The sequence below is a fragment of the Pseudomonas sp. Tul2A7 genome, from assembly GCF_054790505.1.
Genome location: NZ_CP186499.1, coordinates 589,573 through 615,052, shown reverse-complemented (window position 1 = coordinate 615,052; position 25,480 = coordinate 589,573). Strand labels below are relative to the sequence as shown.

The window sequence follows — 25,480 nt, the reverse complement described above, 5'->3', positions numbered from 1 at the left end:
TGCAAAACCCTGGGGGAATCCACCTCACCGGTTTTTTCCACCCTGTCATGCGTGTTCTATAGTCAACTCGAAGGCCCTCTTTGCCCGGGTCGATTTACCAGGACGGTATCTCATGAAAAAGGATCGCTCGGATTCACCTGTGCTATCGCGCCGGTTTTCATTTTTTGTTCTGGCTTGCGCATTCCCCTTGTGGTTCAGTTCGGCGTCTGCCCAGACAGTTTCCGATCCGCAGGACACCCTCAAACGCATCAACCTCAACTACAACACCCTCAAGGACGCCTGCCAGGAACCCGACACGGGTGCTGCACGCGGCCTCTACTATTGCAGCGGTGTGACCTTGCGCATGGTCAACGACGGGCCCTTCAATCCCTGGGATTACAGCCCTTACGCGATCAAGATCGGCGCGACTTCCTACTCGTGGATCCGCAAGGATCTGAGCACGCGAATTCTTATTCACCCGGCCGGTTTCATTCTGCGCACGCCCACCGATGCGGCGGCTCTGAAGCTGCCGGTCAAGGAGCAGGGATTCACCTGCATCTACGCATTCGACGGCGGCACCGGGCCTGAGCGCAAGTGGTATGGCTGCGGCTTTTTCGACAGCCGTGAGCCGCCACGCGCCGCTCAAGGCGCGATGAACAATCGCAATGCCGCACTGGCCTATGGCACCTGCGCTGAAGCCGGAGTCAGCACCGCCGAGCAGTGGACGCAGAAATACACCGGGTTGATGAAGGGCCCGATCCAATATGGTCAGTGTTCATGGAACGCGGAAAAACCCAGCGACTGGAAAGCGATGATCCGGGTTCACGAGTCACGGCCGAACACCACCAACAAGGACCCTTTTGCCTTCAGTGCCCAAGTCAATGAATTCATGTTGAAGAACGCCACGACGACCAACGATGGCAGTGTAAACATGAAGTACATCGATGCTTTTATCTACAACGTCAACAGCACGCAGAACTTCGCCACGCGCGGTGATCAGGCGCCACCGAAACCGGAAAATGGCCTCAACAGCGCGCGCAACTTTCAGAAGAAACTCCACGCCCAAGGCTACAGCGTGCCGATCCTGCGGCTGGATTTCACCAAGCCGCCCGAGCAGCGCTTCAGTTATGTCGCCGCTGATCAGGCGATCGAGCCGATAGTGGTTGGCGGCGTGCAGCCGAGCCCCGCTGCGCCTGCGCCCGACTACATCGCCTCGGCCAATTGGATCAAGCGTTACGACCCGGGCACGCGCAAGGATGAGTGGAGCTTGAGTGTGGTGCCCACAGCGGCAGGCCGTGCCTTGCCCAACGAGCAACTCGGGGTTTTGTACGACCAGTTGTTCGCCCTCAAAGGGGCCGATAGCAACTGGCGCGATAACGAAAGATCCGTTGGCAGCATGCGTCAGCAATTGGGCTGTGTCCTGGTCAATTACCGCGCCAAGACGCCGTGGAATCTCGAGCCGTTTCGCCCGGCGTTGTCGGACAGCGAGACTCGGGCAGCGGGGTGCAATCCGGTCCCGCGTTGAAGATGTGTTTGGCTAATCAAGGAGATGCAAGCCATGAAAAAATGTTTGAACAGGATCACGCCATTTTTGATGTTGCCACTGCTGGTTCAGGCGACCTGGGCCAGTGCCGAGTCATGCGACGAGACGCTGAAAAAGGTTGAAACGTTGTACAACAAGACCGTCGACAGTTGCGGGCAGGACCCCGCGTCAGACTGTTCCGGGTTGCTGGTGCGCGGCACGCATCGGGCGGACCCGGCGAAGGGGCAAAAATGGGATGTGTGGAATCCCAGCCCGAAAGCTGTGGAGCTGGGAACGTTTGCCGCCTCGTATATGCGCGCCGATGGCATCAGCTATGAAGACCCCGGCATGAGCACGCAGAATGGCTACCTCATTACGCCAAGGGATCTGATTCGCGACCCCGAGACGCCGGTGCACGTGTACTGCGCCTTTCCCAATGACGCCTGGACCGACTATCGCAATGACCGGGGGTGCGGCGACAACAAAAACACCACGGCTTCAGAAGCGGTTTGCCAAGCCATGAAACCGCCGATCAGCAATCCGAATGCCTGGGTCGCGCACTTCACCCAGTACAACAACAATCGGCAACAGGACCAGTTGCAGTGCGGCTTCAATATGCGCAATCCGATGAGCAGCAAGGAGCGGGTCGACGCCTTTCGCAACTTCATGGGCGCGCGCAAAGTCATCAACAGTCGCGAGTTTCAAACCCAGACCGAACTGCGTCTAGGCAACCCGAAGACCGACGAGCTGCCAGTTCTGGCGTTTTTCTACAGCGATCAGCGCGGCTTGAACGACGCCTTGGCCAATCAGCGCGACTACAAGGCCAAGACCGGCAAGGACCGCAATATCATCAAGATCGATTTCCCGCGAACCCCGACCGCCAAGGCCACGTTCTCGTGCGTGCAAAGCGCACCGGCGCCAACGCAGTTCTGTGAGAAGTACATCGAGTCGAGCACCTGGGTACAACGGCCCGATCCGAAACTGGGGCCGAACACCTGGTCGCTCTCGGTGGTGCCGACTGCATGCGGCCGCGCGATCAAGGACGACCAGACCGACCGGATGTTTGCCGAGTTGTACAACAAGCACAAAGACGATCAGCAGTGGCGGCAGTACAGCATCAATGGTGGGTCGTTGCGTCGGCAGATGGTCTGCCATCTGGCGGCCACCTACGAGGGCAAACCTGTCAGGAACAAGCCTGAGTGGAACCTTGAGCCGGCACGGCCTTATGTCGATCAGGCTACAGCGGTAGCCCAACACTGCAATCCGTACTAAGCGGTTGCTACAACTCTTCCCTGTGGGAGCAAGCCTGCTCGCGAAAGCGGTGTGTCATTCAGTAAATGTGCTGACTGATACCCCCTCCTCGCGAGCAGGCTCGCTCCCACAGGGGATTTGTGTTGAATTCAGGATTGGCAGAGGAAAAAAAACGGCCCGAAGGCCGTTTTTCTGTTGGGCGACATGTATCAACCGCCGAGATACGCCTCGCGTACTTTCGGGTCGGTCAGCAGTGCTTCACCAGTGCCTTGCATGACCACGCGGCCGTTCTCCAGAACGTAGGCGCGGTCAGCGATTTTCAGCGCCTGGTTGGCGTTCTGCTCGACCAGGAACACGGTCACACCGTCCTTGCGCAGCATTTCGATGATGTCGAAAATCTGCTGGATGATGATCGGTGCCAGGCCCAGCGACGGCTCGTCGAGCAGCAGCAGTTTCGGCTTGCTCATCAACGCCCGGCCGATGGCGAGCATTTGCTGTTCGCCGCCGGACATGGTGCCGCCGCGCTGGTTGAAGCGTTCTTTCAGGCGCGGGAACAGGCCGAGGACCTTGTCCATTTGCTCCTGATAGTCGCCCTTGTCGGTGAAGAAGCCGCCCATGGAGAGGTTTTCTTCAACGGTCAGACGGGCAAACACCCGACGACCTTCCGGCACCACCGCGATGCTCTTGCGCATGATCTGCGACGAGTCCTGGCCGACCAGTTCCTCACCCATGTAGCGGATGCTGCCGCTGTGCGCTTGCGGCGAACCGCAAAGCGTCATCAGCAGCGTCGACTTGCCGGCACCGTTGGCACCGATCAGGGTCACGATCTCGCCCTGACGGACTTCGACGTTGACGCTGTGCAGGGCCTGGATCTTGCCGTAGAAGGTGGAAACGTTTTCGAACTGCAGCATTTACGCTTCCCCCAGGTAGGCTTTGATCACTTCAGGATTGTCGCGGATCTGTTCCGGCGTGCCGTCAGCCAGAGGCGTGCCCTGGTTGATCACGACGATGTGGTCGGAAATGCTCATGACCAGTTTCATGTCGTGTTCGATCAGCAGCACGGTGACGTTGTGCTCTTCACGCAGCACGCTGATCAGCGCCTTGAGGTCTTCGGTTTCTTTCGGGTTCAGACCGGCCGCCGGTTCGTCGAGCATGAGGATCCGCGGACGGGTCATCATGCAGCGGGCGATTTCCAGACGCCGTTGCTGACCGTAGGCCAAGGTGCCGGCGGTACGGTTGGCGAACTCTTTGAGGTTGACCTTTTCCAGCCAGTACTCGGCGAACTCCATGGCCTCGCGCTCGCTTTTGCGAAACGCCGGGGTCTTGAACAGACCGGACAGGAAGTTGGTGTTCAAGTGACGGTGCTGGGCGATCAACAGGTTCTCGACCGCCGTCATGTCCTTGAACAGGCGCACGTTCTGGAAGGTACGCACCACGCCTTTGAGGGCGATCTTGTGGCCCGGCAGGCCCTGAATCGGCTCGCCGTCCAGCAGGATGCTGCCGCCAGATGGCTTGTAGAAACCGGTCAGGCAGTTGAACACGGTGGTCTTGCCCGCGCCGTTCGGCCCGATCAATGCAACCACCTGTTTCTCTTTGACGGTCAGGGCCACACCGTTGACCGCGAGCAAACCGCCGAAGCGCATGCTCAGGTTCTCAACTTTCAAGATCTCGCGGCTCATTTTCGCAACTCCATGTGTGGGCGTTGCATCGGCAGCAGACCTTGTGGACGCCAGATCATCATCAACACCATCAGGGCACCGAACATCAACATGCGGTACTCGCTGAACTCACGCATCATTTCCGGCAACAGGATCATTACCACGGCGGCCAGAATCACACCCAACTGCGAGCCCATGCCACCCAACACAACGATGGCGAGGATGATCGCCGACTCGATGAAGGTGAACGACTCCGGCGTCACCAGACCCTGACGCGCAGCGAAGAAGCTACCGGCGAAACCGGCGAATGCAGCGCCGAGAGTGAACGCGGAGAGCTTGATGATCGTTGGATTCAGACCCAGTGCACGGCAAGCGATTTCATCTTCACGCAGCGCTTCCCACGCACGGCCGATCGGCATGCGCAGCAGGCGGTTGATAACGAACAGTGCCGCCAGCGCCAGCAACAGGGCCACCAGGTAGAGGAAAATCACCTTGTTGATCGAGTTGTATTGCAGGCCGAAATACTCGTGGAAGGTTTGCATGCCTTCCGCGGCTTTACGTTCGAAGGTCAGACCGAAGAACGTCGGTTTCTCGATGTTGCTGATGCCGTTCGGGCCACCGGTGATGTCGGTCAGGTTACGCAGGAACAGACGGATGATCTCACCGAAACCAAGGGTCACGATCGCCAGATAGTCACCGCGCAAACGCAGCACCGGGAAGCCCAGCAGGAAGCCGAACGTCGCCGCCATCAGGCCGGCAATCGGCAGGCAGATCCAGAAGCTCAGGCCGTAGTAGTGCGACAGCAGCGCGTAGCTGTAGGCGCCGACGGCGTAGAAACCGACGTAACCGAGGTCGAGCAGACCGGCCAGACCGACGACGATGTTCAGACCGAGGCCGAGCATCACGTAGATCAGGATCAGCGTCGCGATATCCACCGCGCCACGGGAGCCGAAGAACGGCCACACCAGCGCCACCAGGATCAGCGCAATGATGAAATAGCGCTGAGTGGTCGGCAGGGTGAGGAAGTTGCTCGCCTTGGCCGGAATCAGCGGCAGGCCCGGCGACGAGCGCCAGGCTTTGCTGATCTGCTGATTGAACAGCACGCGCAGGAACATCAGCACCGAGCAGATGGCGATGGTCGCCAGCACGGCCGGGCTGGTGTTGTGCACTTCCAGGTTGATGCCGACGATGGTCAGTTTCAAACCGAGTACCGGGTAGGCCACGGCCCACACCAGCAAGGCACTGAACAGTGCCTGTTTAAGATTCCTAGTCATACTTTCTCAACCTCCGGACGGCCCAGAATGCCGGTCGGACGGAACAACAGCACCAGAACCAACAAGCCGAAAGCCACGACATCCTTGTACTGGTCGCCGAAGATATCGGCACCAAAGGCTTCCGCCACCCCAAGCACCAGCCCGCCGAGCATGGCGCCGGGGATGCTGCCGATGCCGCCGAGTACTGCTGCGGTGAAGGCTTTGAGGCCGACGAGGAAACCGGCGTTCGGGTTGATCACCCCGTATTGCATGCTCAACAGCACAGCCGCAACGGCTGCCAGCGCGGCACCAATGACGAAGGTCAGGGCGATGATGTTGTTGGTGTTGATGCCGAGCAGGTTGGCCATCTTGATGTCTTCGGCGCAGGCGCGGCAGGCGCGACCCAGGCGAGAGCGGGAGATGAACAGCGTCAGGCCGAGCATGGCGATCAGGGTCACCACGAACACCACGATTTGCATGTAGGAAATCAGCACTTCTTGTGCGCCACCTGGACCGAAGGCAATGTTGCCCGGAATCAGGTTGGGGATAGCTTTGTCCTTGGAGTCTTGCGCCAGCAGAACCGTGTTCTGCAGGAAGATCGACATACCGATCGCGGAAATCAGCGGGATCAGACGGTTGCTGCCGCGCAGGGGGCGGTAGGCAATGCGTTCGATGCTGTAACCGTAGGAACTGGTGACGACGATGCTGGCGATGAACGCCGCCGTCATCAACAGCGGGACACTGTCGAGTCCCATCATGGTCAACCCGGCGATGGCGATGAACGCCACGTAAGAGCCGATCATGTACACCTCGCCGTGGGCGAAGTTGATCATTCCAATGATGCCGTAGACCATCGTGTAGCCGATGGCGATCAAGGCATACATGCTGCCAACGTTCAGGCCGTTAACCAGCTGTTGGAAGAAGTGATAGATGTCAGGCATTACAGCGCTCCTAAAAACCTGATACGCATTTCACTGGTGGAGTCATTTTCCCGCCCGGCCCCGTGGATCTTTATCCACTTCGAATCCGGGTTTTGCCAGCGAACCGCTGATGACGGTTTTGAGATTTTCAGGTGGGGAGACTGGCGGATCACGCCAGCGCGGCCCAATACATTCGTAAAACAAAGCCCACGGCACGCCGTGGGCTTTATTGGCAGTCAGTCAGGCAGCGCCTTACTGAGGCGAAACTTCAGTTTTAGGTTTGCCGTTGTGCCACTCGTAAACCACGAATTTGAAGTCTTTCAGGTCGCCCTTGGCGTCGAAGCTCAGGTCGCCAGTCGGGGTCTTGAAGGTACCGGCGTGAATGGCTTCAGCCACTTTGCTCGCGTCTTCGGACTTGGCTGCCTTGATGCCTTCGGCAATCACTTCAACCGCCGAGTAGGACGGGAACACGAACGGACCGCTCGGATCTTCTTTCTTCGCCTTGAATGCATCGGCCAGGGCGATGTTGGCTGGATCCTGGTCGAAGGATTTCGGCAGGGTCACCAGCAGGCCTTCGGCTGCGTCCTTGGCGATCTGAGTGATCGAGTCGTTACCCACGCCTTCCGGACCCATGAACTTGGCTTTCAGGCCTTTTTCCTGTGCCTGACGCAGGATCAGACCCAGCTCCGGGTGGTAGCCGCCGTAGTAAACGAAGTCGACGTTGGCTTGTTTGAGTTTGGCGATGATCGCCGAGAAGTCTTTATCGCCGGCGTTGACGCCTTCGAACACGGCAACCTTGGTGCCTTTCTTCTCGAGAGTCGATTTCACCGCGGTGGCGATGCCTTCACCGTACTGCTGTTTGTCGTGCAGTACGCCGACGATTTTCGGTTTGACGTGATCGGCAATGTAGTTACCGGCGGCAGGGCCCTGGGCGCTGTCGAGACCAATAGTACGGAAGATCATTTTGTAACCACGGGCGGTGATGTCCGGGCTGGTGGCAGCCGGGGTGATCATGATCACGCCTTCGTCTTCGTAGATGTCCGAAGCCGGTTGAGTGGAGCTGGAGCACAGGTGACCGACCACGAACTTGACGCCGTCGTTGACGACTTTGTTCGCAACGGCTACGGCTTGTTTTGGATCGCAGGCATCGTCGTATTCAACGGCTTCGAGTTTCTTGCCGTCGACGCCGCCCTTGGCGTTGATTTGCTCAATGGCCATTTTTGCGCCGCTGAACTGCATGTCGCCGTACTGGGCTACTGGACCGGTCTTAGGACCGGCGATACCGATTTTGATGGTGTCAGCTGCGAACGAATGGCTGGCAACCCCGGCCAGAACCATAGCGGCAAACAGTTTGGAAATCTGCTTAGTAGCCTTAGTCATAGTGCTCCACTCTTACTGTTGTAATTTTTTTGAGTTCTGGCGCCGTAGCAGCAGAACCGGGTCAGATATCTTTGCGATACCCTCCGGAAATGCCCCCGGCAACTGTACCGGTACAGTGTAGAGCGCCGGTTGTCAGCCTGGGAAGCGGGCGCCGAGGGGCAAAACCTGGGGGTGTCGCATTTTTGAATGAAAAAGACAGAATCGCGGCGGGGCGTTCGTGGGCATATAGCCCAATCATCAGCATTCCTTGGCGTTCCTGCTCTTTTCGTTCGGTGCAGCCTTTTGCAACCGGGTTTTTCTGGCGGACCACCGACGTTATCATTCGCGTCAATTTCTTTTCCGGACAGCACCCATGAATCAAGAACCTAGCACCCTCTATGCCAAGCTGCTTGGTGAAACCGCATCTATTACCTGGAAAGAGTTGGAGCCGTTCTTTGCCAAGGGTGCCCTATTGTGGGTCGACCCTGCGCTCGATTTGATCGCCGCTGCCGAGGCCGTGGCGTCCGATGACGGCGAGAAAGTGGCTGCCTGGCTGGCCGAAGACAAACTCGCCAAGCTGTCTGAAACGCGGGCGCTGGATCTTTTTGAACGCGATCCCGAGATGTGGGCAGTGGTCGTTCGTCCGTGGATTCTGGTTCAGGAAAGGGCAGTCGCTGCCGGCGTTGCACCTTGATGGTGCGGCCGGTCATCAGCGAAAAGTGTGTAGCGGAGTAGCGTGATGGCACGTTGCCGTAGAGAAACACCACAAGCGATGGTGGCCTCACGGTGACGTAAACGTAACGGGAACAGTTTAGTAAGCAGCCTAACGGCTGCTTAATTGTTTCTGGATATGATCGTTCCCACGCGGAGCGTGGGAACGATCGTGGGAGCGAGCCTGCTCGCGAATGGGGCGACTCGGTTGCGGATCAGACCGAAAACGACTTGCCGGTATGGTTGTTCAGCGAAATAACCTTGGTCTTGCCAATCCGGTGACGATAAATCTCGCGCAAGTACTTGATCGACTTCTTCACACAATCGCGCGACAAACGAATGTCATTGATCGAGACAAACTTCTCTTTGTCGTTGATCAGCTCGCGGTACTTCTTCTCGTACATCGGTTTGATCGCGTACCAGTTGGTGTCGAGGATCTTCGCCGGGTTCTCGAACTCGTTGAGCAGGTCGTCGATACGGTCTTCGTCGAACTCCTCGTTAATAATGAAATCAAGGATCGAGTTGTCCAGGGTCTCGTCAAAACGGTACGGGTTCTTCGCGAAGCAGCGCTTGATGAACGCGACGATCAGGGTCAGGAAGTCGTCCGACAGGCACGGGCTCTTCGCAATCAGCGTGGTCAGCGACAGGTTGGCCGAGGCGCCGATTACCAGTGCGTAACGCTTGAGCGTGGTGTTGGGGAACAGGCTGTTGAGGTGGGTCTTCAACCGGTTCAGGTCCATGTACGACAGTTTGTAGTCTTTCGGCAGCGAAACGATCGAAACCACCGACGAGCAGTTCTTGAAGAAGTGCAGGTCGTGCAGCGCGGCGGCGTCGTAACCGGAATTCTTGTACTGCTCCAGCGATGCGCGATAACGCTTGGATTCGATCGGCAACAGGCTGATGCCTTCGATGGCCTGCGTGACCTTGTTGAAGTGCGGCAGGTCGATCGAGCGGAAGAACAGATCGTCGATGTTCAGGCGCTGCGGCTCTTTATCGAACACCTTGAATTTGTCGCTGCTCGGCGGCGGCGTTTCCGGCACCACCGACTCGGCGTAGGCGATCGCCACCGGGCCGGCCAGGCTCATGAACAAGTCGTTGGCGTCGAGGCGAATGGTTTCGCCGATGTCGATGCCGGCGCGGCGGAAGTAGTTCTGGTCGTAGTCGGTGGTGACTGCCTGCGCCGTCAGAATGTTGAAGATCTGCTGCGAGATGTACTGGTTGGCGTGCTTCTCCATCGCATTGACATCAATGTTCTGGATGTTGCCGTCATCGCTTTCTTCGGCGTAACGCATGATGTCGTTGGAGATCAGCATCATCGCGTTCCATGGGCGGATACGGCCCATGACGCTGGCTTCGCTGCTGTCTTCATTGGCGAAGTTGTAGGAGAAATCCCATTCTTCCGAGAGGTATTTGCACAGCAGGCGACCGGCGTTGATGTGCAGCGCCTCGGACATTTCGCTGCGGTGGTCGGAAATGTTCGGCAGCACGCAGATGCCGCTGGTGAAGATCGGTTCGAACACGAACGAATGACCGCTCTTGCCGTCATGCTCGTCCATCGGCTTGGTGTCGAACGTCTTGTTCATGTACGAGTGCTGCTGGGCCAGACCGAATTCCGAAGCCATGCCGGAACCGGTACCGCCGCCGGCACTGAAGATCGAGAAGTACAGGCGCGACTGGTTGGCCTTGATGCCGCAGCTGTCGATCAGGTACGAATGGATCATTTTCCAGTCAGGGCTGGAGAAGCGCTGGGTGTCCTTGTTGAGGATGATCTTCGCCAGGTACTGGCCGAGGATCGGCGCGTTACCGGCGCCACCGGCGTGGACTTCGGACAAGTCCATGATCTTCATTTTGCTGTAGTCGCGCAGGAAGCCGCTTTTCTCGCCTTTGCGCGAGAAACGGATACGCCCGGCGATGTCCTTGTCGAGGTCGCCGAGCATCACCAGCGGTTCGACCAGAAACACCGGTTTGGTCGATTTGTTCGGGCCGATGCGCAGGTTGTTCTTGATCCACTGCGCCGGGCTGTAGCCCTTGTCGGCCAGTCGGCGATCCGCCGCGCGGTCTTCGTTGTTGAATTCGTTGAGGTAGAACTTGCGCGCGTTGTACACCAGCTCCGCGACATCGAGCGCGATGTTTGAGCCGCAGCGACCGAGGCCGATCAGGCACACCGAGGGGAATTCCTGGTCGTTGTGCTGTTCGTTGTCACCTTCCAGGTGCGGTGGGCGCGGGAACACCAGATCACGCAGGCCGTCGAGGTTGTCGAGGATGCGGTCGGTATTGGTTTCGGTGAAGTACAGGTATTGCTGAGTCGACAGCGGGCGCGACGGGACCAATGGCTTTGACGATGACGGGCTGTTGGCGGCGGGGCTCAAAGTCAGATCGGCTACCGCAGTGGCGGGATTATTTTTAGAAGTCATTGTGCGCCATATACCTGGACTGGTTGGCTCGCTGGCCAATGCCGGCGAACCTCACGGAATAAGATCTCGCGTCTTTTATTTGCGCGAATTGAGCCCGAGCATCAGGTTTTTGGCCTGACTGTCGCTGGGGGGAATCCTTTCCTGATCGTTGATGAATCGGCCATTATTCGGCGATCTTTAATGGAAAAGAGGCAAAATGATGTCAACGCTACCTTCGTTGGGGTTCGCCGGAATCGGTCTGATGGGCCTGCCCATGTGCCGCCGTTTGTTGGCCGCGGGTTACCCGCTGACCGTGTGGAATCGCAACCCGGCCAAGTGCGCGCCACTGGTCGAGGCCGGTGCCCGGCAGGTGGCGACCGCTGCTGAATTGTGCGAATACGCCGACGTGGTGATGTTGTGTCTGGCCGATACGGCGGTGGTTCGCGAGGTGGTGTTTGGCGCGGGCGGTATCGCCGAAGGGGCGAAAAGCGGCCAGTTGCTGGTGGATTTTTCCAGCCTTGAACCGACGGCCACTCGCGAAATGGCGGCGACTCTTGCGGAGAAAACCGGCATGGCCTGGCTGGACTCACCGGTGTCCGGCGGCGTGGTCGGTGCCGAGGCGGGCAGTCTGGCGATCATGGTCGGCGGCGAAGCGGCAGATCTTCAGCGTGTACGTGCGGTGCTGCTCAACCTCGGTCAACGCGTCACGCACATGGGCGGCATAGGCGCGGGGCAAGTCACCAAGGCCTGCAACCAGATGATTGTCGCCTGCAACGCGCTGGTGATTGCCGAAGTGGTGGCGCTGGCGGAGCAGGCCGGGGTCGATGCGAGCCTGATCGCCGAGGCGCTGGCCGGCGGTTTTGCCGATTCGAAACCATTGCAGATCCTCGCCCCGCAAATGGCCGAAAGCCGTTTCGAACCGATCAAATGGCACGTGCGCACGCTGCTCAAGGATCTCGACACCGCCGTCAAATTCTCCCGCGAACAGGGCTCGGCGACACCGATCAGCGGATTGGCCGCACAACTGATGCGCCTGCATGGGGCGCAGGGCTTTTTGGCGCAGGATCCAGCGACACTGGTGCAAATGTACCGCGCGCCAGAATCAACGGATTGACCGCGTGTGAATGTTTGCGCTGATTGATTTCTTCCAGCACCGGACGCAATTCGTCCAGCGGCACCGGACGGCTGAGCAGGTAACCCTGAATGAAATCGCAGCCCGAGCGTTCAAGGAATTCGTACTGCTCCAGGCTTTCCACGCCTTCGGTCACCACTTGCAAATGCAGGGTGTGGGCCATGACGATGATCGCCTGGACGATCTCCATGTCGGCGGTTGCCGTGGGAATGTCGAGGATGAACGAGCGGTCGATCTTCAGGGTGTTGAGCGGCAGGCGCTTGAGGTAGGCCAGCGACGAGTAGCCGGTGCCGAAGTCGTCGATCGACAGCGACACACCGAGCGCACGAATCTGTCGCAGCAGCACCAGGGTGTTGGCAATGTTGCCCATCAGCGCATTTTCGGTGACTTCCAGTTCCAGCCGTTCCGGCGCCACCCCGGCGCTGCGCAATGCCTGTTCGATTTCGTTGGCCAGTTCATCTCGGGTGAGGTTGAGTGGCGAGCAGTTCCAGGCGATTTTCAGTTCTTCGCAGCCATGCCGCGACAATTCGCCCAGATCCTTGCAGGCGCGGCGCAGCACCCAGTTGTCCAGTTCGGCAATCAGGCCGTTGTTTTCGGCGATGGAGATAAAGCGATCCGGGGTCAGCAAACCGTGCAGCGGATGTTGCCAGCGGATCAGCGCTTCGAGCTTGGTGACGCGACCGGTCTTCAGTTCGAAGATCGGTTGGTAATAGAGCGTCAGGCCGTTTTCTTCGCGCAAGGCGTGGCGCAATTCTTCTTCCAGTTGCAGCTCGAAACTTGCGCGGGTCTTGAGGTTGGAACTGAAAAAGTGCAGGCCGTTGCGCCCCGCGCCTTTGGATTGATACAGCGCCAGATCGGCGTGTTTGAGCAGCTCCTCGCAGGTGGTGCCGTCCTCCGGAAACAGACTGATGCCGATGCTGGTGGTCATCACCATGCGACGTCCGGCCAGTTCGATCGGCTCCTTCATCTTGAGCATGATGCGCTGCGCCATATTGCGGGCTTCTTCGCGCTCACGCAGGTTGATGAGGATGCAGAACTCGTCGCCGCCGAAACGCGCGACCACGTCTTCATGGCTGCGCACCGAGCCTTTGATGTGCTGGGCGATCACCTTGAGCAGTTCGTCACCAGCGTCGTGACCGAGGCTGTCGTTGATCCGCTTGAAGTGGTCGATGTCGAGAAACATCACCGCGAGCATGCCACCCTCGGCGGCTTTCTGGCAGAGTTTCTCGGCGAAGATCTGGTTGAACCCGCGCCGGTTGATCAGGTTGGTCAGGGCGTCGTAGTTGGCCGCTTGTTGCAGCGACATGCGCGCCTGATCGAGTTGGCTGAGCAGGGCGTTGACGCGGCGCAGGTCTTCTTCCTTGTTCTGCAGTTTTTTATCGGCCAGCGCCGCACTGATCGCACTGCCAAGGATCAGCAGGATGATCAGCGCCACGGTCAGGCCCAGTTGCAGATGCCCGTTATCGCCGCCGCTCGCTGTCAGGCCTCCCTCGGGAAGAACCAGATCCAGCGCAGCCATGCCGGTGAAATGCATGCTGATGATGCCGGCGCCGAGAATCAGCGCAGCGCTGTACTTGAGCAACTGATGCGCCACGCCGCTGCCTGCGCTGAGATAGCGGGCCACCCACAGCGCTGCGAAACTGGCGCCGATGGCGATCGCCACAGACACCGCGAACAGTCCTGGATGATAGTAGGCGGTGGCGCTCGACTTCATCGCCGCCATGCCAACGTAATGCATGCCGGCGATGCCCAGGCCGATGACAAACGCGGTTTTCAAGCAATGCAATGCACTCGGCTGCGCTTCGCTAAGGGTTTGCATGGCCAGCCAAGAGGCGAGCAGGGCGATCAGCAACGAGAAAAGGGTGATGCCAAGGTCGTACTGAATGTCGATCGGTGTCTGGAAAGCCAGCATGCCGATGAAATGCATGGCCCAGATGCCGCCGGCCAGGCAGGTCGCGCCGATCCAGCGCCAGATCCGCCGCGACCCCGGATCTTCGGCATTTACAACGCGCTCAGCCATATCCAGAGTGGCGAAACTGGCTGCGCAGGCGACCAGATACGCAACCATCACCAGAAGAGGGTTGTGACTGCAATTGAGGATGACCTGCCCGCTCTCCGGCAGCTCGGTAACAAACTGCAAACCAAGCCACTCCATAGCATGCCCCGTCTCTGAAGTCGTCCCGAGTGCGCGTTGAACGCAGTTGAATGTCAGGAGTATAGAGGCCGATTTCGGGGTGCAAGCGGTAGTGGCACATTGGCGCTAATGATTTCGGCATTAGCGTCATAGCGATTGGCGCTAAAGGCTCAAGCGATCTGTTCGAAAGGGATTTGCGCCCAGTCCGGTTGCAGCGGCGGCAAGCCGAAACGCGCGCGGGCCTTATCGCAATCGACATTCTGTTCGCCGTTTTCCCAGGACGATTCGAATTCACGGCAGGGGCTGGAGCGCAATTCATAAATCGAGCACTTCACCTCGCTGCCCACTTCGCCGACCAACGCTGTGCAGCGCGGCGATTTGCAGTCGGTGCCGTTCATCGCCACGCGGCTGGGACTGATCTGTGTGACCAGTTCATCAGGCACCGTGCCGCCGGAAGATGAGCACTCACCCCAAAAGAAAGACACGCGAAAATGGGAACAGCAGGCACCGCAATTCAGACACGGACTGACTTCAGACATGGGCGAGGGTATCAAAGGGATTGATCGGGAGATCCGGACGGATCCGGCGGCCATTCTAGGCTTTGCCGCAGACTTGGGAAGGGGGGCGCGAAACTATTTTTTTGTGGCAAGGTTTTGCCGCAAAAGCCCCGGTTTTCGGGGGATTGCAGGCTTATCAAGGGCTTACGTTTCGTTACAGTGCCATGGGCCGATATCAGGCAGACGAATGATCACAGACAGCCTCGGCGCGGCTGACTAGATTGCAGGTTCCGGGCTCGGATGCGTTGGCAGTGAAGCCCTATAACAATAAAGAGACGGACCCATGCAGAACTCGACCCAAGCGGCGAATGCCTGGCGCATTCTGTTCCTGCTGTTCCTCGCCAACCTGTTCAACTTCTTCGACCGCACCATTCCGGCGATCATCATCGAACCAATCCGTATGGAATGGCACCTCAGTGACTTTCAATTGGGGATTGTCGGCACCGCATTCACCATCGTTTATGCCATTGCCGGCCTGCCCTTGGGGCGCATGGCCGATACCGGTTCGCGCAGCAAACTGATGGGCTGGGGCCTGGCAACGTGGAGCGCGCTGACGGCGGTCAACGGTCTGGTCGGCAGTTTCTGGAGCTTTCTGATCGTGCGCATGGGCATCGGTATCGGCGAAGCCAGTTATGCGCCGGCGGCCAACTCATTGATCGGTGACTTGTTTCCGGCGCATCGTCGGGCGCGGGCGATGGGCATTTTCATGCTCGGTCTGCCGCTGGGCCTGTTGCTGGCTTTCTTCACCATCGGCTGGATGGTCAAGGCTTTCGACAGCTGGCGTGCGCCGTTCTTTATTGCAGCGGTGCCGGGTCTGCTTCTGGCGATTTTCATGTTTTTTATCAAAGAGCCGAAGCGCGGCGCAGCGGAAACCGTGCAGGTCTCGCAAGAGAAAGTCGACAAGCCGATCCGCCGGATTCTGGCGGTGCCGACCTTTCTCTGGCTGGTGATGGCCGGGTTGTGTTTCAACTTCGCGACGTACGCCTGCAACTCGTTTCTGGTGCCGATGCTGCAACGCTACTTCCTGATGCCGTTGCAGGAAGCGGCGGTGGCCACCGGGGTTATTGTTGGCGTGACCGGGTTGGTCGGCTTGACCCTGGGTGGCTGGATTGCTGACAAGATTCACCAGCGCGTGGCCAACGGGCGGCTGTTGTTCGCCGCGTTCAGTCTGATTATTTCGACGCTGTGCACGGCGTGGGCGTTGCATTCGGGGCGGATCGAGATTGGTGTGTTTGTCGCGGTGTTCAGTGTTGGTTGGCTGTTTGCCTACAACTTTTACACCTGTGTTTATACGGCGATTCAGGATGTGGTCGAACCACGTTTGCGGGCGACGGCGATGGCGTTGTTTTTTGCCGGTTTGTATTTGCTCGGTGGTGGTTTGGGGCCGGTGGTGGTGGGGGGCTTGTCGGATCATTTTGCGCATACCGCGATGGCGGCGGCGGGGGCTGAGCAGATGACCGAAGCGTTCAAGGCCGTTGGGCTGCATGACGCGATGTATTTGATTCCGGTGGCGCTGTTTTTGACCATGGTCTTTCTGTTTCTGGCGGCGCGGTGTTTTGTGCGGGATGCGCAGCGGATGAAGGAGGGGCTGGTTGCGGTGGTTGAGCCAGAAGTGGCTGCGGCGACGGCATGATGATCGTTCCCACGCTCTGCGTGGGAACGCAGCCCGGGACGCTCTGCGTCCCTTTCCGGAGCTGGAACGCGGAGCGTCCCCTGAGGCATTCCCACGCAGAGCGTGGGAACGATCTAAATCACAGGCAACAAAAAAGGCCCGCATCGCTGCGGGCCTTCTTGTTTTCAGCGGTGGAGCAGGGCGGTTTAGCCCGCTACCAACACCCGAATCGCTTCCAGACGCAACGCCGCTTTATCCAGCATGGCCAGACCCTGCTCACGCTGCTGGCGCAGCGCATCCAGTTCACTGTCACGCACGGTCGGGTTGACCGCTTGCAACGCGGTCAGGCGCGCCAGTTCTTCGTCGGTGTCGGCTGCCAGACGGCGACGGGCCTCGGCCACGCGCTCGGCGTGACGCGGGGCGATCTTGTCTTCACCGGCGTTGATCCGTGGCGTCAGCTGATCGCGCTGGGCCTGGATGAACTTGTTGGCGCTGGCACGCGGCACGCTTTCCAGCTGATCGTTCAGCGTTTCAAACGATACCCGTGGCGACAGATCGTTGCCGTTGGCGTCGAGCAGGCAGCGCAGGGCGGCTGGCGGCAGGTAACGGCCCAGTTGCAGCGAGCGCGGCGCCACCACTTCGCTGACATACAGCAATTCCAGCAGTACGGTGCCCGGTTTCAACGCCTTGTTCTTGATCAGCGCGACGGCGGTGTTGCCCATCGAACCGGACAGCACCAGATCCATGCCGCCCTGCACCATCGGGTGTTCCCAGGTGATGAACTGCATGTCTTCGCGCGACAGCGCCTGATTGCGGTCGTAGGTGATGGTCACGCCTTCGTCGTCGCCCAGCGGGAAGCTGGCGTCGAGCATCTTCTCGCTCGGCTTGAGGATCAGGGCGTTTTCCGAATGGTCTTCGCTGTCGATGCCGAACGCGTCGAACAGGGTTTCCATGTAGATCGGCAGGGCGAACTGATCGTCTTGCTCAAGGATGTCCTCGACCAGCGCTTCACCTTCGCCAGCGCCGCCGGAGTTGAGCTCCAGCAAACGGTCACGGCCGGTGTGCAGCTCGGCTTCGAGACGCTCGCGCTCGCTGCGCGCTTCGTCGATCAGCGCTTGCCACTCGCTGTCGTCGGCTTCTTCGAGCAGCGGCAGCAGGCGCGGGCCGAACTGGTGCTGCAAGGCGTTGCCGGTCGGGCAGGTGTTGAGGAACGCGTTCAGCGCTTCGTGGTACCACTGGAACAGGCGTTCTTGCGGGCTGGTTTCCAGGTACGGCACGTGCAGTTCGATGATGTGTTTCTGGCCGATCCGGTCGAGACGACCGATCCGCTGCTCGAGCAGGTCCGGGTGCGACGGCAGATCGAACAGCACCAAGTGGTGAGCGAACTGGAAGTTGCGACCTTCACTGCCGATTTCCGAGCAGATCAGCACTTGTGCGCCGAATTCTTCGTCGGCGAAGTACGCGGCGGCGCGGTCACGCTCAAGGATGTTCATGCCTTCGTGGAACACCGTGGCCGGAATGCCGGAACGCACGCGCAGGGCGTCTTCCAGGTCCATCGCGGTTTCGGCGTGCGCACAGATCACCAGCACTTTGGTGCGCTTGAGCATTTTCAGTTGATCGATCAGCCACTCGACGCGTGGGTCGAATTTCCACCAGCGCTCTTCTTCACTGGCGTCCGGTTGCGCCTGGAAGCTGACTTCCGGGTACAGCTCGGCGTGTTCGCCCAGCGGCAGTTCGAGGTATTCGTCCGGGCACGGCAGCGGGTATGGGTGCAGTTTGCGCTCCGGGAAACCCTGCACGGCGGCGCGGGTGTTACGGAACAGCACGCGGCCGGTGCCGTGGCGATCGAGCAGTTCACGCACGAGGCGGGCGCTGGCTTCAGTGTCGCCATCGTTGACCGCGGTCAGCAGCGCTTCGCCTTCGTTGCCGAGGAAACCCTGAATGGTTTTGTGCGCTTTGGCCGAGAGACGGCCCTTGTCGAGCAGTTCCTGAACGGCTTCGGCCACCGGGCGATAGTTGTCGCTCTCGGCGCGGAAGGCGGCCAGGTCATGGAAACGGTTCGGATCGAGCAGGCGCAGGCGGGCGAAGTGGCTGTCCTGACCGAGTTGTTCCGGGGTGGCGGTAAGCAGCAGCACGCCCGGAATGACTTCGGCGAGTTGCTCGACCAGCGAGTATTCGGCGCTGGCTTTTTCTTCGTGCCAGACCAGGTGATGTGCTTCGTCGACCACCAGCAGATCCCAGCCGGCAGCGAACAGTGCGTCTTGCGCCTTCTCGTCGTCGACCAGCCACTCCAGCGCGACCAGCGCCAGTTGAGTGTCTTCGAACGGGTTGGCGGCATCGCTTTCGATGAAGCGTTCTTCGTCGAACAGCGCGACTTGCAGGTTGAAGCGGCGACGCATCTCCACCAGCCACTGGTGCTGAAGGTTTTCCGGGACGAGGATCAGCACGCGGTTGGCGCGGCCCGAGAGCAGTTGGCGATGGATCACCAGACCGGCTTCGATGGTTTTACCCAGACCCACTTCGTCCGCCAGCAATACGCGCGGCGCAATGCGGTCGGCAACTTCACGGGCGATGTGCAATTGGTGCGCGATCGGTTGCGCACGCACGCCACCCAGGCCCCAGAGCGATGATTGCAGCTGGCGGCTGGTGTGTTCGAGGGTGTTGTAACGCAGTGAGAACCACGCCAGCGGGTCGATTTGCCCGGCGAACAGACGGTCGCTGGCCAGACGGAACTGAATGAAGTTCGACAGCTGGGTTTCCGGCAGGGTGACGGCTTCGTTCTGCCCATTGAGACCGTGATAGACCATCAGCCCGTCGACGTCGTCGACTTGCTGCACGGTCATCTTCCAGCCTTCGAAGTGGGTGATGCTGTCGCCCGGCGAGAATCGCACGCGGGTCAGGGGCGCATTCCGTAGCGCGTACTGGCGGGTTTCGCCAGTGGCCGGGTAAAGCACGGTCAACAAGCGGCCGTCCTGTGCCAGAACGGTGCCTAAACCAAGCTCTGCTTCGCTGTCACTGATCCAGCGTTGCCCCGGTTGATACTGCTGCGCCATGCTGCCTGACTCCCACCTTGAAAAAGCGGGCTATCTTAACGGAATGAGGGCTTCAGGGCCAAAGATTACTGGGTAGAAGCTGCCGAAGGCTGCGATCTTTTGATCTTTGAGAACCCTTGAGGTTTGAGCTGTCTGATAAAGATCGCAGCCTGCGGCAGCTCCTACACGTGCCAAGTGCGTCACAGATTTACGACGGATGGCTCAAGGCGCCTTTGCCGCAGCCGATAGCCTGCTGACAGGAGACCCCTTATATGTTGCCACCGATGCTCCCCCTGAGCGCTGTGCCGATCACTTCCCAGCAGGATCCGATCCGCCAGCGGCCGGACATTCCTCCGGTGGTGCCGGTGCAGGAAAGCTCCAACGAAAGCACGATCGATCTGCAAAAGCGCGATCCGGAAGAGGATCGATTGCTGGCGCGCGAAGAACAGCGCCGTCAGCAAGAACGTGATCGCCGTCGCCGCGAAGCCGATGAAGATCCCGAAGAGCATCTGGCCGTGCCTGGCACCGAACTGAATGCCGACAACACCGTGCCGGTGGTTCCGCTGATGGAAGATCAGCCGCGTCAGGGCTTGTGGGTCGATATCGAGATCTGAGTCGTTGTACCGCGTGGGACTCGCCGGCTGGTCAGCGCGCGGCTGAGGCTGCATTATTGGCGCAGTCCTGCCGGTGATGTGGCAGTTGTGATTCTTTCAAGTGATGCTGACGCCATGAGCCAAGACGACAAACTGATCGACCTCAGCACTGAACGCGCCAAGCGCGTGCACGATATTAAAGAGAAGCGCCTGAACGAAGTGCGCCAGGCTTTCGAGCAGGCGATGCCGTTGGGAAAAGCCAGGAAAAAGTCGAAAAACAAGCCGAAAAAGCGTTGATCTTCCCCTGCATCCGTTGATGCAGGTCAGTTATTTTCCCTCCTTTACTCTCCTTCGTTGCTGGTATTGATCCCGGTCAATTTGTGCGCCTGTGTGTTTGGTAACTTAGTTCCATCGCAGCAGAGCAGGGGCCAGGAGGCCAGTCATGTTTTTCGATAACGTGGTGTTTGCCGGGGTCCTGACTGTAGGGCTGATGGTTCTGTTTTTTGCAGGGTTTGGATTTTTTATCTGGAAGGATGCGAATAAGCGCAAGAAGTGATTCTTCTGGATTGATGAGCACGCAAGGCATTTTGGGGCGACTTCGGTTGCCCCTTTTTTTTTGTGTCTTGGCGGCCTTTGGGCCGACCATGTTGTGGGTGGGCTTTGTGAATATCCGTTGCTGCGGTAACGGCGGCTTAGGGTTCCGCCCTTACGGCGGGTCACTTTTTCCAGACGCCGAAAAAGTAACCAAAAAGGCTTGCTCCTGCGTGCGGCCCGCTCGCTGGGGCTCGGGGTTCCTTCGCTCCGGGATCGATCCGGGCGCAGCGTCTCCGGTTTGCTTCGCTGCACCTGCTCCCGCTGTGTTTGGCTGCGCCAAACGGTCGCTGCGCTCCCACGCCCGGATCAATCCCTCCACTCAGCCTTCCGACGTCGCCTTACAGATCAAGATCAAGATCAAGAGCAGGCGAGCTGACACTCGGCCTATTGAGTGGTGAAGAGCGGGTGTTCGGCTTTGGTTTTGTGGTGGATTTGCCCCTCACCCCAGCCCTCTCCCGGAGGGAGAGGGAGCCGATTTGTGGGCTTTTCAAGATCTGAGTTCAACGCGGTATCGCACGTCGGCGTACCTTCCCTAAACACCACGGTCAGTCCCCTCTCCCTCTGGGAGAGGGCTAGGGTGAGGGGGCTTTTGATCTGTTTCACAATCTGAGTTCGGCTCGGTATTTCACGTCGGCGTACCTCCCCCAAACACCTCGGTCAGTCCCCTCTCCCTCTGGGAGAGGGTTAGGGTGAGGGGCTGTTGATCTGGCTTTTGATCTTGCTTCGGCTTTTGATCTTTTGCCCCACCGTAGCGAGGGAACACTGAGCCTCAGCGAAGTGCCGTACGCCAGGGGCAAAGCCTTTTGGTTCCTTTTTGACGTTTGAAAAAGGGACTCGCTGTAAGAGCGAAACCGCCAGCGGCAACACCCGCAGCAACGGATATGCCCCCAATCCAATCCCAATCCCCAATCCCCCAAACACAAAAAAAGGCGCGATCCTCTCGAATCGCGCCTTTCTCATGTCCCGCTATCTATCAGCTACCCAGCGCCTTCGACGCCAGCCAGAACAACCCGGCCGACAGCGCAACCGTCGCCGGCAAGGTCAAGACCCAAGCCAACAGAATGGTGCGAACCGTGCCACCCTGCAGGCCGCTCTTGTTAGCAACCATGGTGCCCGCCACGCCCGAGGACAGAACGTGCGTGGTCGACACCGGCAGGCTGAAGATGTTAGCCATACCGATCAAACTGGCCGTGGTGATCTGCGCCGACATGCCCTGGGAATAGGTCATGCCCTGCTTGCCGATCTTCTCGCCAATGGTCAATACCACGCGTTTCCAGCCAACCATGGTGCCCAGGCCCAGAGCCAGCGCGACCGCCAGAATCACCCAGAACGGCGCGTATTCAGTGGTGGTGGTCAGGTCTTTGCGCAGCTTGTCGAGGTCAGCCTTTTCACGGGCTTCCAGGCCAGGCAGCTTGCCAACCTTTTTCGCAGTGTCGTCCAGGCACAGCAGGTAGCGACGAACCTCCACACGGCTCTCCGAAGACAGCGAGTGGTAGTCCGCTACGCCTTTAAGCGTGTGCAGCAGGGCAGTGATGGTCGGTTCGGTCTGCTGCGGGTTGCAGCGGAATTTCTCCGGCAGGTCGCCTTCAACGCTCTTGCCCAGGGCCAGGAATTCACCCAGCGAATCGGCATTGCGTTGGTAGAACTGGCTCAGGTGCAGGGTCGCATCGCGAGTGCGTTCGATCTGGTAGGTGGTGCTGTTCAGATCGAGAACGAACTGCGCCGGGACGATACCAATCAACACCAGCATGATCAGGCCGATGCCTTTCTGGCCATCGTTGGAGCCGTGCACGAAGCTCACGGCCATGGCCGAGATCACCAGTACCAGACGGTTCCAGAACGGTGGGTGCTTCTTGTCGTCGATCTTGCGGCGCTGTTCCGGCGTCTTGTGCATCTTCGACAGCGGGCGCCACCATTTCAGGCCGATCAACACCAGCGCGGCGATCAGGAAGCCGGCCATCGGCGAGAACACCAGCGAGGCGCCGATGTCGATCGCTTTCTGCCAGTTCACGCCGTCAGCCAACGGGATATCGTTGATCAGGGCATTGGCCAGGCCGACACCGAGGATCGAGCCGATCAGGGTGTGCGAGCTGGACGCCGGGATACCGAAGTACCAGGTGCCGAGGTTCCAGGTGATTGCCGCGGCGAGCAACGAGAACACCATCGCCAGGCCATGGCCGGTGTTCACGTTGATCAGCAGTTCCACCGGCAGCAAGTGGACAATGGCATACGCCACGCCAACGCCACCCAGCAGCACGCCGAGGAAATTGAACACACCGGAAAAGAACACTGCCAGATGAGGCGGCATGGCTTTGGTGTAGATAACAGTGGCTACCGCGTTAGCGGTGTCATGAAATCCATTGATGAACTCGAAGGCGAGGACAAACGTCAGGGCGAGCAAGAGGCTCACAAGCACCCAAGCATCCAGTCCGCTGAATAAATCGATCATGAAGGTTTTCTGACCCGGTCGTAAGGGGGCGCGATTATGCCAGAAAAGACTGGAAATCGATGCCCTACCTGCTCATCGGTTACGCACTTCTTCGATTTAATTTGTTGCAGCGCATGAAAACCAAGCGTTGCGCAGGGTTTTCCAATCTATTGATTTTATTGGAAAAAGCCTGATTTTTCGGGTGCTTTCACCCGTGCAAGGTGGTCTCAAACGCTTGTCTGAAATATCTGTGAAACGTGTAGGACGCCCGTCCTCAACCCGCCAGACCGGTTGATGGCCGCTGCCCGCGGGTAGCGGGCGCGCAAGGCATCGTCCTTCCACCGCGCTCGTAGCCGGTATGGACGCAAACCTTCAAAAGAAACGAACACCGTAGCTCAAGGCTCTTCGGCTTTGAGTTCCTTTTCGATCTTTTCGATTTCTTGCTTGAAGACCTGATCCTGAACGGTCGGGCGTTTACGCCACGCTTTGCGTTCCGGTTCGGGCTGAGCGGCGTAGGTGGTGACTTCCCCGCCGTAAACTTCCTTGTACCGTTGTTCCTGGCGCTCAAGTTCCGCGCGCAGTTCGTCTTTCGTCACAGTGCTACCTGTATGAGTTGAGTTAAGTGTCTGGTGAAACGCACTGCAACGAATCGATTGAACGAAGCCACCGAGCATCCAACACCCGGACAGGCATTGGTGTAATCGGTGGGGCGATCAAGACTTCCGTGTTACAGGCGGCTACGGCACCAGATAAAAACTGACGCAGCATCAGTTTCCTGTTTCAGCGAGCGCAGGCGTTGCATGAGTGATGCGCGTCAGGCGCTGGCCGGGCTGTTGGCGATGGACATCGCCGCAGCGAGTGAAAACCTCGACGATTAAAAAACGAGGTGCCACTGAGGTGCATTATAGCGGTCGATTCGGGAATGACTATCTTTGCCAAGTTAAAAACGGTTCCGGATGTGTGATTGTTTTGTGACTCGCAACTTTTGTCGCTAGTTGCAGTGCACGCTGGCCCTTATTTGCCGCGCGATCAGTTTTTGGCGTCATTTAGTCGAACAACTTAGGCGGTGATTCAAATAACGGCCGAAGTTGCGCGAACCCCGGAAAGGGTTTGAGGCGACCTGCACAGCTGATTGCGATTATCGGTCGACGGTTCGATAATCGCCCAATCTTGCAGGCCCGACGCTTGTGCATTGGTCGGCAAGCCGTTTGTATAGCCCATTGATCCGTGCCGTATAGAAGGACAAGAAATGAACGATCAAATGCGCAACTCTTTCACCTCCGTGGCGCCGCCGATCGTCGCCTCACCGGCCAAACGCATCCAGGCGCTGACCGGTGATCCGGACTTCATGACCTCACTGGCCCGTGGTCTGGCGGTGGTGCAGGCGTTCCAGGAGCGCAAACGCCATCTGACCATCGCCCAAATCAGTCACCGCACGGAAATTCCCCGCGCCGCCGTGCGCCGTTGCCTGCATACCTTGATCAAACTCGGTTACGCCACCACGGACGGTCGCACCTACTCATTGCTGCCCAAAGTACTGACCCTCGGCCACGCTTATCTGTCGTCGACGCCGTTGGCGGTGTCGGCCCAGCCGTACCTCGACCGCATGAGCGAGCAACTGCACGAAGCCTGCAACATGGCCACGCTCGAAGGCGACGACATTCTCTACATCGCCCGCTCGGCAACCACGCAGCGGCTGATTTCGGTGGACCTGTCGGTGGGCGGCCGTCTGCCGGCGTATTGCACATCAATGGGCCGGATTCTGCTGGCAGCCCTTGATGACACCTCGCTGCGTGAATACCTCGATCACGCCGAACTGGTCGCCAAGACCAGCCGCACGATTCACACGCCCGATGCTTTGCTCGAATGCCTGCAGGAAGTGCGACAGCAAGGCTGGTGCATCGTCGATCAGGAACTGGAACAAGGTCTGCGTTCGATTGCCGTGCCGGTCTACGACGCCTCGGGTCAGGTGGTCGCGGCGCTCAACGTCAGCACTCACGCCGGTCGCGTCAGTCGCACCGAGCTGGAGCAGCGCTTTCTGCCGGGCCTGCTAAGTGCCAGCCGCGACCTCAGTGCGCAGCTGTTCGCCTGATGAAGCTGTTCGATAAACGCACAGTGTTGCGTTTATCGAATTGACGCTAAAACCCCCGGATCATTAATGTCGCGGCAGCGTCATCCGGCGCTGATGTGAATGAGCCCGCCGGACTGTCGACTCCCATAATAATGACAAGAGGCAACTCACCATGCGCACGCTCCCCGACTGTCTCCGCTCCACCCGCTGTTGCCGGGTTTCCCGCAACGCCTGATCCAGACCTCCTATTCTTGTGACCGTGCCGCGTTTTGGCCGGCCGC

20 protein-coding genes are annotated in these 25,480 nt (G+C 59.0%); 9 read left to right on the top strand and 11 right to left on the bottom strand.

Translation table 11 applies throughout. From position 1 onward, the window contains the following. Positions 1-112 precede the first annotated feature (112 nt). Together ACOYXJ_RS02875 and ACOYXJ_RS02870 are read left to right on the top strand one after the other, a co-directional pair. Positions 113-1,504 carry a DUF2599 domain-containing protein gene (locus tag ACOYXJ_RS02875; RefSeq protein ID WP_460367787.1) on the top strand — a complete coding sequence of 464 codons (1,392 nt, stop codon included), beginning with the start codon at positions 113-115 and terminating at the stop codon, positions 1,502-1,504. A 33-nt stretch (positions 1,505-1,537) separates the two neighbouring features. After that, positions 1,538-2,773, top strand: a complete 1,236-nt coding sequence (locus ACOYXJ_RS02870) for a DUF2599 domain-containing protein (protein WP_110720210.1) — start codon at positions 1,538-1,540, stop codon at positions 2,771-2,773. A 188-nt stretch (positions 2,774-2,961) separates the two neighbouring features. Here the strand turns inward: ACOYXJ_RS02870 and ACOYXJ_RS02865 are convergent, their stop codons facing one another. From ACOYXJ_RS02865 to ACOYXJ_RS02845, 5 genes are all read right to left on the bottom strand, one after another. Beyond that, positions 2,962-3,663: an ABC transporter ATP-binding protein gene (locus ACOYXJ_RS02865; RefSeq protein WP_008082262.1), complete on the bottom strand. Its 702-nt coding sequence runs from the start codon at positions 3,661-3,663 to the stop codon at positions 2,962-2,964. Further along, entirely contained in the window at positions 3,664-4,431 is a 768-nt protein-coding gene (gene livG, locus ACOYXJ_RS02860; protein WP_027621149.1) for a high-affinity branched-chain amino acid ABC transporter ATP-binding protein LivG, read from the bottom strand. Continuing rightward, on the bottom strand, positions 4,428-5,684 hold the full coding sequence (locus ACOYXJ_RS02855) for a high-affinity branched-chain amino acid ABC transporter permease LivM (RefSeq protein ID WP_093438700.1): 1,257 nt from the start codon (positions 5,682-5,684) through the stop codon (positions 4,428-4,430). The genes livG and ACOYXJ_RS02855 overlap by 4 nt, the downstream gene beginning before the upstream one ends. Continuing rightward, positions 5,681-6,604 carry a high-affinity branched-chain amino acid ABC transporter permease LivH gene (gene livH, locus ACOYXJ_RS02850; RefSeq protein ID WP_007918526.1) on the bottom strand — a complete coding sequence of 308 codons (924 nt, stop codon included), beginning with the start codon at positions 6,602-6,604 and terminating at the stop codon, positions 5,681-5,683. Before livH ends, ACOYXJ_RS02855 begins: the two co-directional genes overlap by 4 nt. Positions 6,605-6,835: 231 nt before the next feature. After that, the gene (locus tag ACOYXJ_RS02845) at positions 6,836-7,963 is read right to left on the bottom strand and encodes a branched-chain amino acid ABC transporter substrate-binding protein (RefSeq protein ID WP_127926115.1); all 1,128 of its coding nucleotides are present in this window, start codon (positions 7,961-7,963) and stop codon (positions 6,836-6,838) included. Positions 7,964-8,315: 352 nt separating this feature from the next. Here ACOYXJ_RS02845 and ACOYXJ_RS02840 point away from each other — a divergent pair, with 352 nt between their 5' ends. Then, the gene (locus ACOYXJ_RS02840) at positions 8,316-8,636 is read left to right on the top strand and encodes a DUF2288 domain-containing protein (protein ID WP_150730966.1); all 321 of its coding nucleotides are present in this window, start codon (positions 8,316-8,318) and stop codon (positions 8,634-8,636) included. 232 nt (positions 8,637-8,868) lie between these two features. Here the strand turns inward: ACOYXJ_RS02840 and ACOYXJ_RS02835 are convergent, their stop codons facing one another. After that, entirely contained in the window at positions 8,869-11,067 is a 2,199-nt protein-coding gene (locus tag ACOYXJ_RS02835; RefSeq protein ID WP_150792563.1) for a hypothetical protein, read from the bottom strand. Between the two features lie 196 nt (positions 11,068-11,263). Here ACOYXJ_RS02835 and ACOYXJ_RS02830 point away from each other — a divergent pair, with 196 nt between their 5' ends. Continuing rightward, positions 11,264-12,160 (top strand): NAD(P)-dependent oxidoreductase, encoded by an 897-nt coding sequence (locus tag ACOYXJ_RS02830; RefSeq protein WP_177413851.1) that lies wholly within the window; start codon positions 11,264-11,266, stop codon positions 12,158-12,160. Here ACOYXJ_RS02830 and ACOYXJ_RS02825 read toward each other — a convergent pair. Then, on the bottom strand, positions 12,051-14,333 hold the full coding sequence (locus tag ACOYXJ_RS02825; protein ID WP_460367783.1) for a putative bifunctional diguanylate cyclase/phosphodiesterase: 2,283 nt from the start codon (positions 14,331-14,333) through the stop codon (positions 12,051-12,053). The genes ACOYXJ_RS02830 and ACOYXJ_RS02825 overlap by 110 nt on opposite strands. A 149-nt stretch (positions 14,334-14,482) precedes the next feature. Beyond that, on the bottom strand, positions 14,483-14,851 hold the full coding sequence (locus tag ACOYXJ_RS02820; RefSeq protein ID WP_007918504.1) for a YkgJ family cysteine cluster protein: 369 nt from the start codon (positions 14,849-14,851) through the stop codon (positions 14,483-14,485). Between the two features lie 301 nt (positions 14,852-15,152). Between ACOYXJ_RS02820 and ACOYXJ_RS02815 the strand changes: the two genes are divergently transcribed. Beyond that, positions 15,153-16,502: a spinster family MFS transporter gene (locus ACOYXJ_RS02815; protein WP_460367781.1), complete on the top strand. Its 1,350-nt coding sequence runs from the start codon at positions 15,153-15,155 to the stop codon at positions 16,500-16,502. Between the two features lie 185 nt (positions 16,503-16,687). Here the strand turns inward: ACOYXJ_RS02815 and rapA are convergent, their stop codons facing one another. Next, the gene (gene rapA, locus ACOYXJ_RS02810) at positions 16,688-19,534 is read right to left on the bottom strand and encodes an RNA polymerase-associated protein RapA (RefSeq protein WP_095119185.1); all 2,847 of its coding nucleotides are present in this window, start codon (positions 19,532-19,534) and stop codon (positions 16,688-16,690) included. A 251-nt stretch (positions 19,535-19,785) separates the two neighbouring features. Here rapA and ACOYXJ_RS02805 point away from each other — a divergent pair, with 251 nt between their 5' ends. From ACOYXJ_RS02805 to ccoM, 3 genes are all read left to right on the top strand, one after another. After that, complete coding sequence (locus tag ACOYXJ_RS02805; RefSeq protein ID WP_003222394.1) at positions 19,786-20,127, top strand: hypothetical protein; 342 nt, start codon at positions 19,786-19,788, stop codon at positions 20,125-20,127. A 114-nt stretch (positions 20,128-20,241) separates the two neighbouring features. Further along, positions 20,242-20,403 carry a hypothetical protein gene (locus ACOYXJ_RS02800; RefSeq protein WP_095119184.1) on the top strand — a complete coding sequence of 54 codons (162 nt, stop codon included), beginning with the start codon at positions 20,242-20,244 and terminating at the stop codon, positions 20,401-20,403. Between the two features lie 145 nt (positions 20,404-20,548). Next, positions 20,549-20,662, top strand: a complete 114-nt coding sequence (gene ccoM / locus ACOYXJ_RS02795) for a cytochrome c oxidase subunit CcoM (RefSeq protein ID WP_003222396.1) — start codon at positions 20,549-20,551, stop codon at positions 20,660-20,662. 1,011 nt (positions 20,663-21,673) lie between these two features. Here the strand turns inward: ccoM and ACOYXJ_RS02790 are convergent. Both ACOYXJ_RS02790 and ACOYXJ_RS02785 read right to left on the bottom strand, forming a co-directional pair. Then, positions 21,674-23,149, bottom strand: coding sequence for an inorganic phosphate transporter (locus ACOYXJ_RS02790; protein ID WP_016982821.1), 1,476 nt, complete (start codon positions 23,147-23,149; stop codon positions 21,674-21,676). 374 nt (positions 23,150-23,523) lie between these two features. Next, positions 23,524-23,724: a hypothetical protein gene (locus ACOYXJ_RS02785; RefSeq protein WP_008080067.1), complete on the bottom strand. Its 201-nt coding sequence runs from the start codon at positions 23,722-23,724 to the stop codon at positions 23,524-23,526. 653 nt (positions 23,725-24,377) lie between these two features. On the opposite strand from ACOYXJ_RS02785, the gene pcaR reads away from it, so the two are divergent. Next, the gene (gene pcaR / locus ACOYXJ_RS02780; protein ID WP_007917109.1) at positions 24,378-25,220 is read left to right on the top strand and encodes a pca regulon transcriptional regulator PcaR; all 843 of its coding nucleotides are present in this window, start codon (positions 24,378-24,380) and stop codon (positions 25,218-25,220) included. The last annotated feature ends 260 nt before the right edge of the window (positions 25,221-25,480 follow it).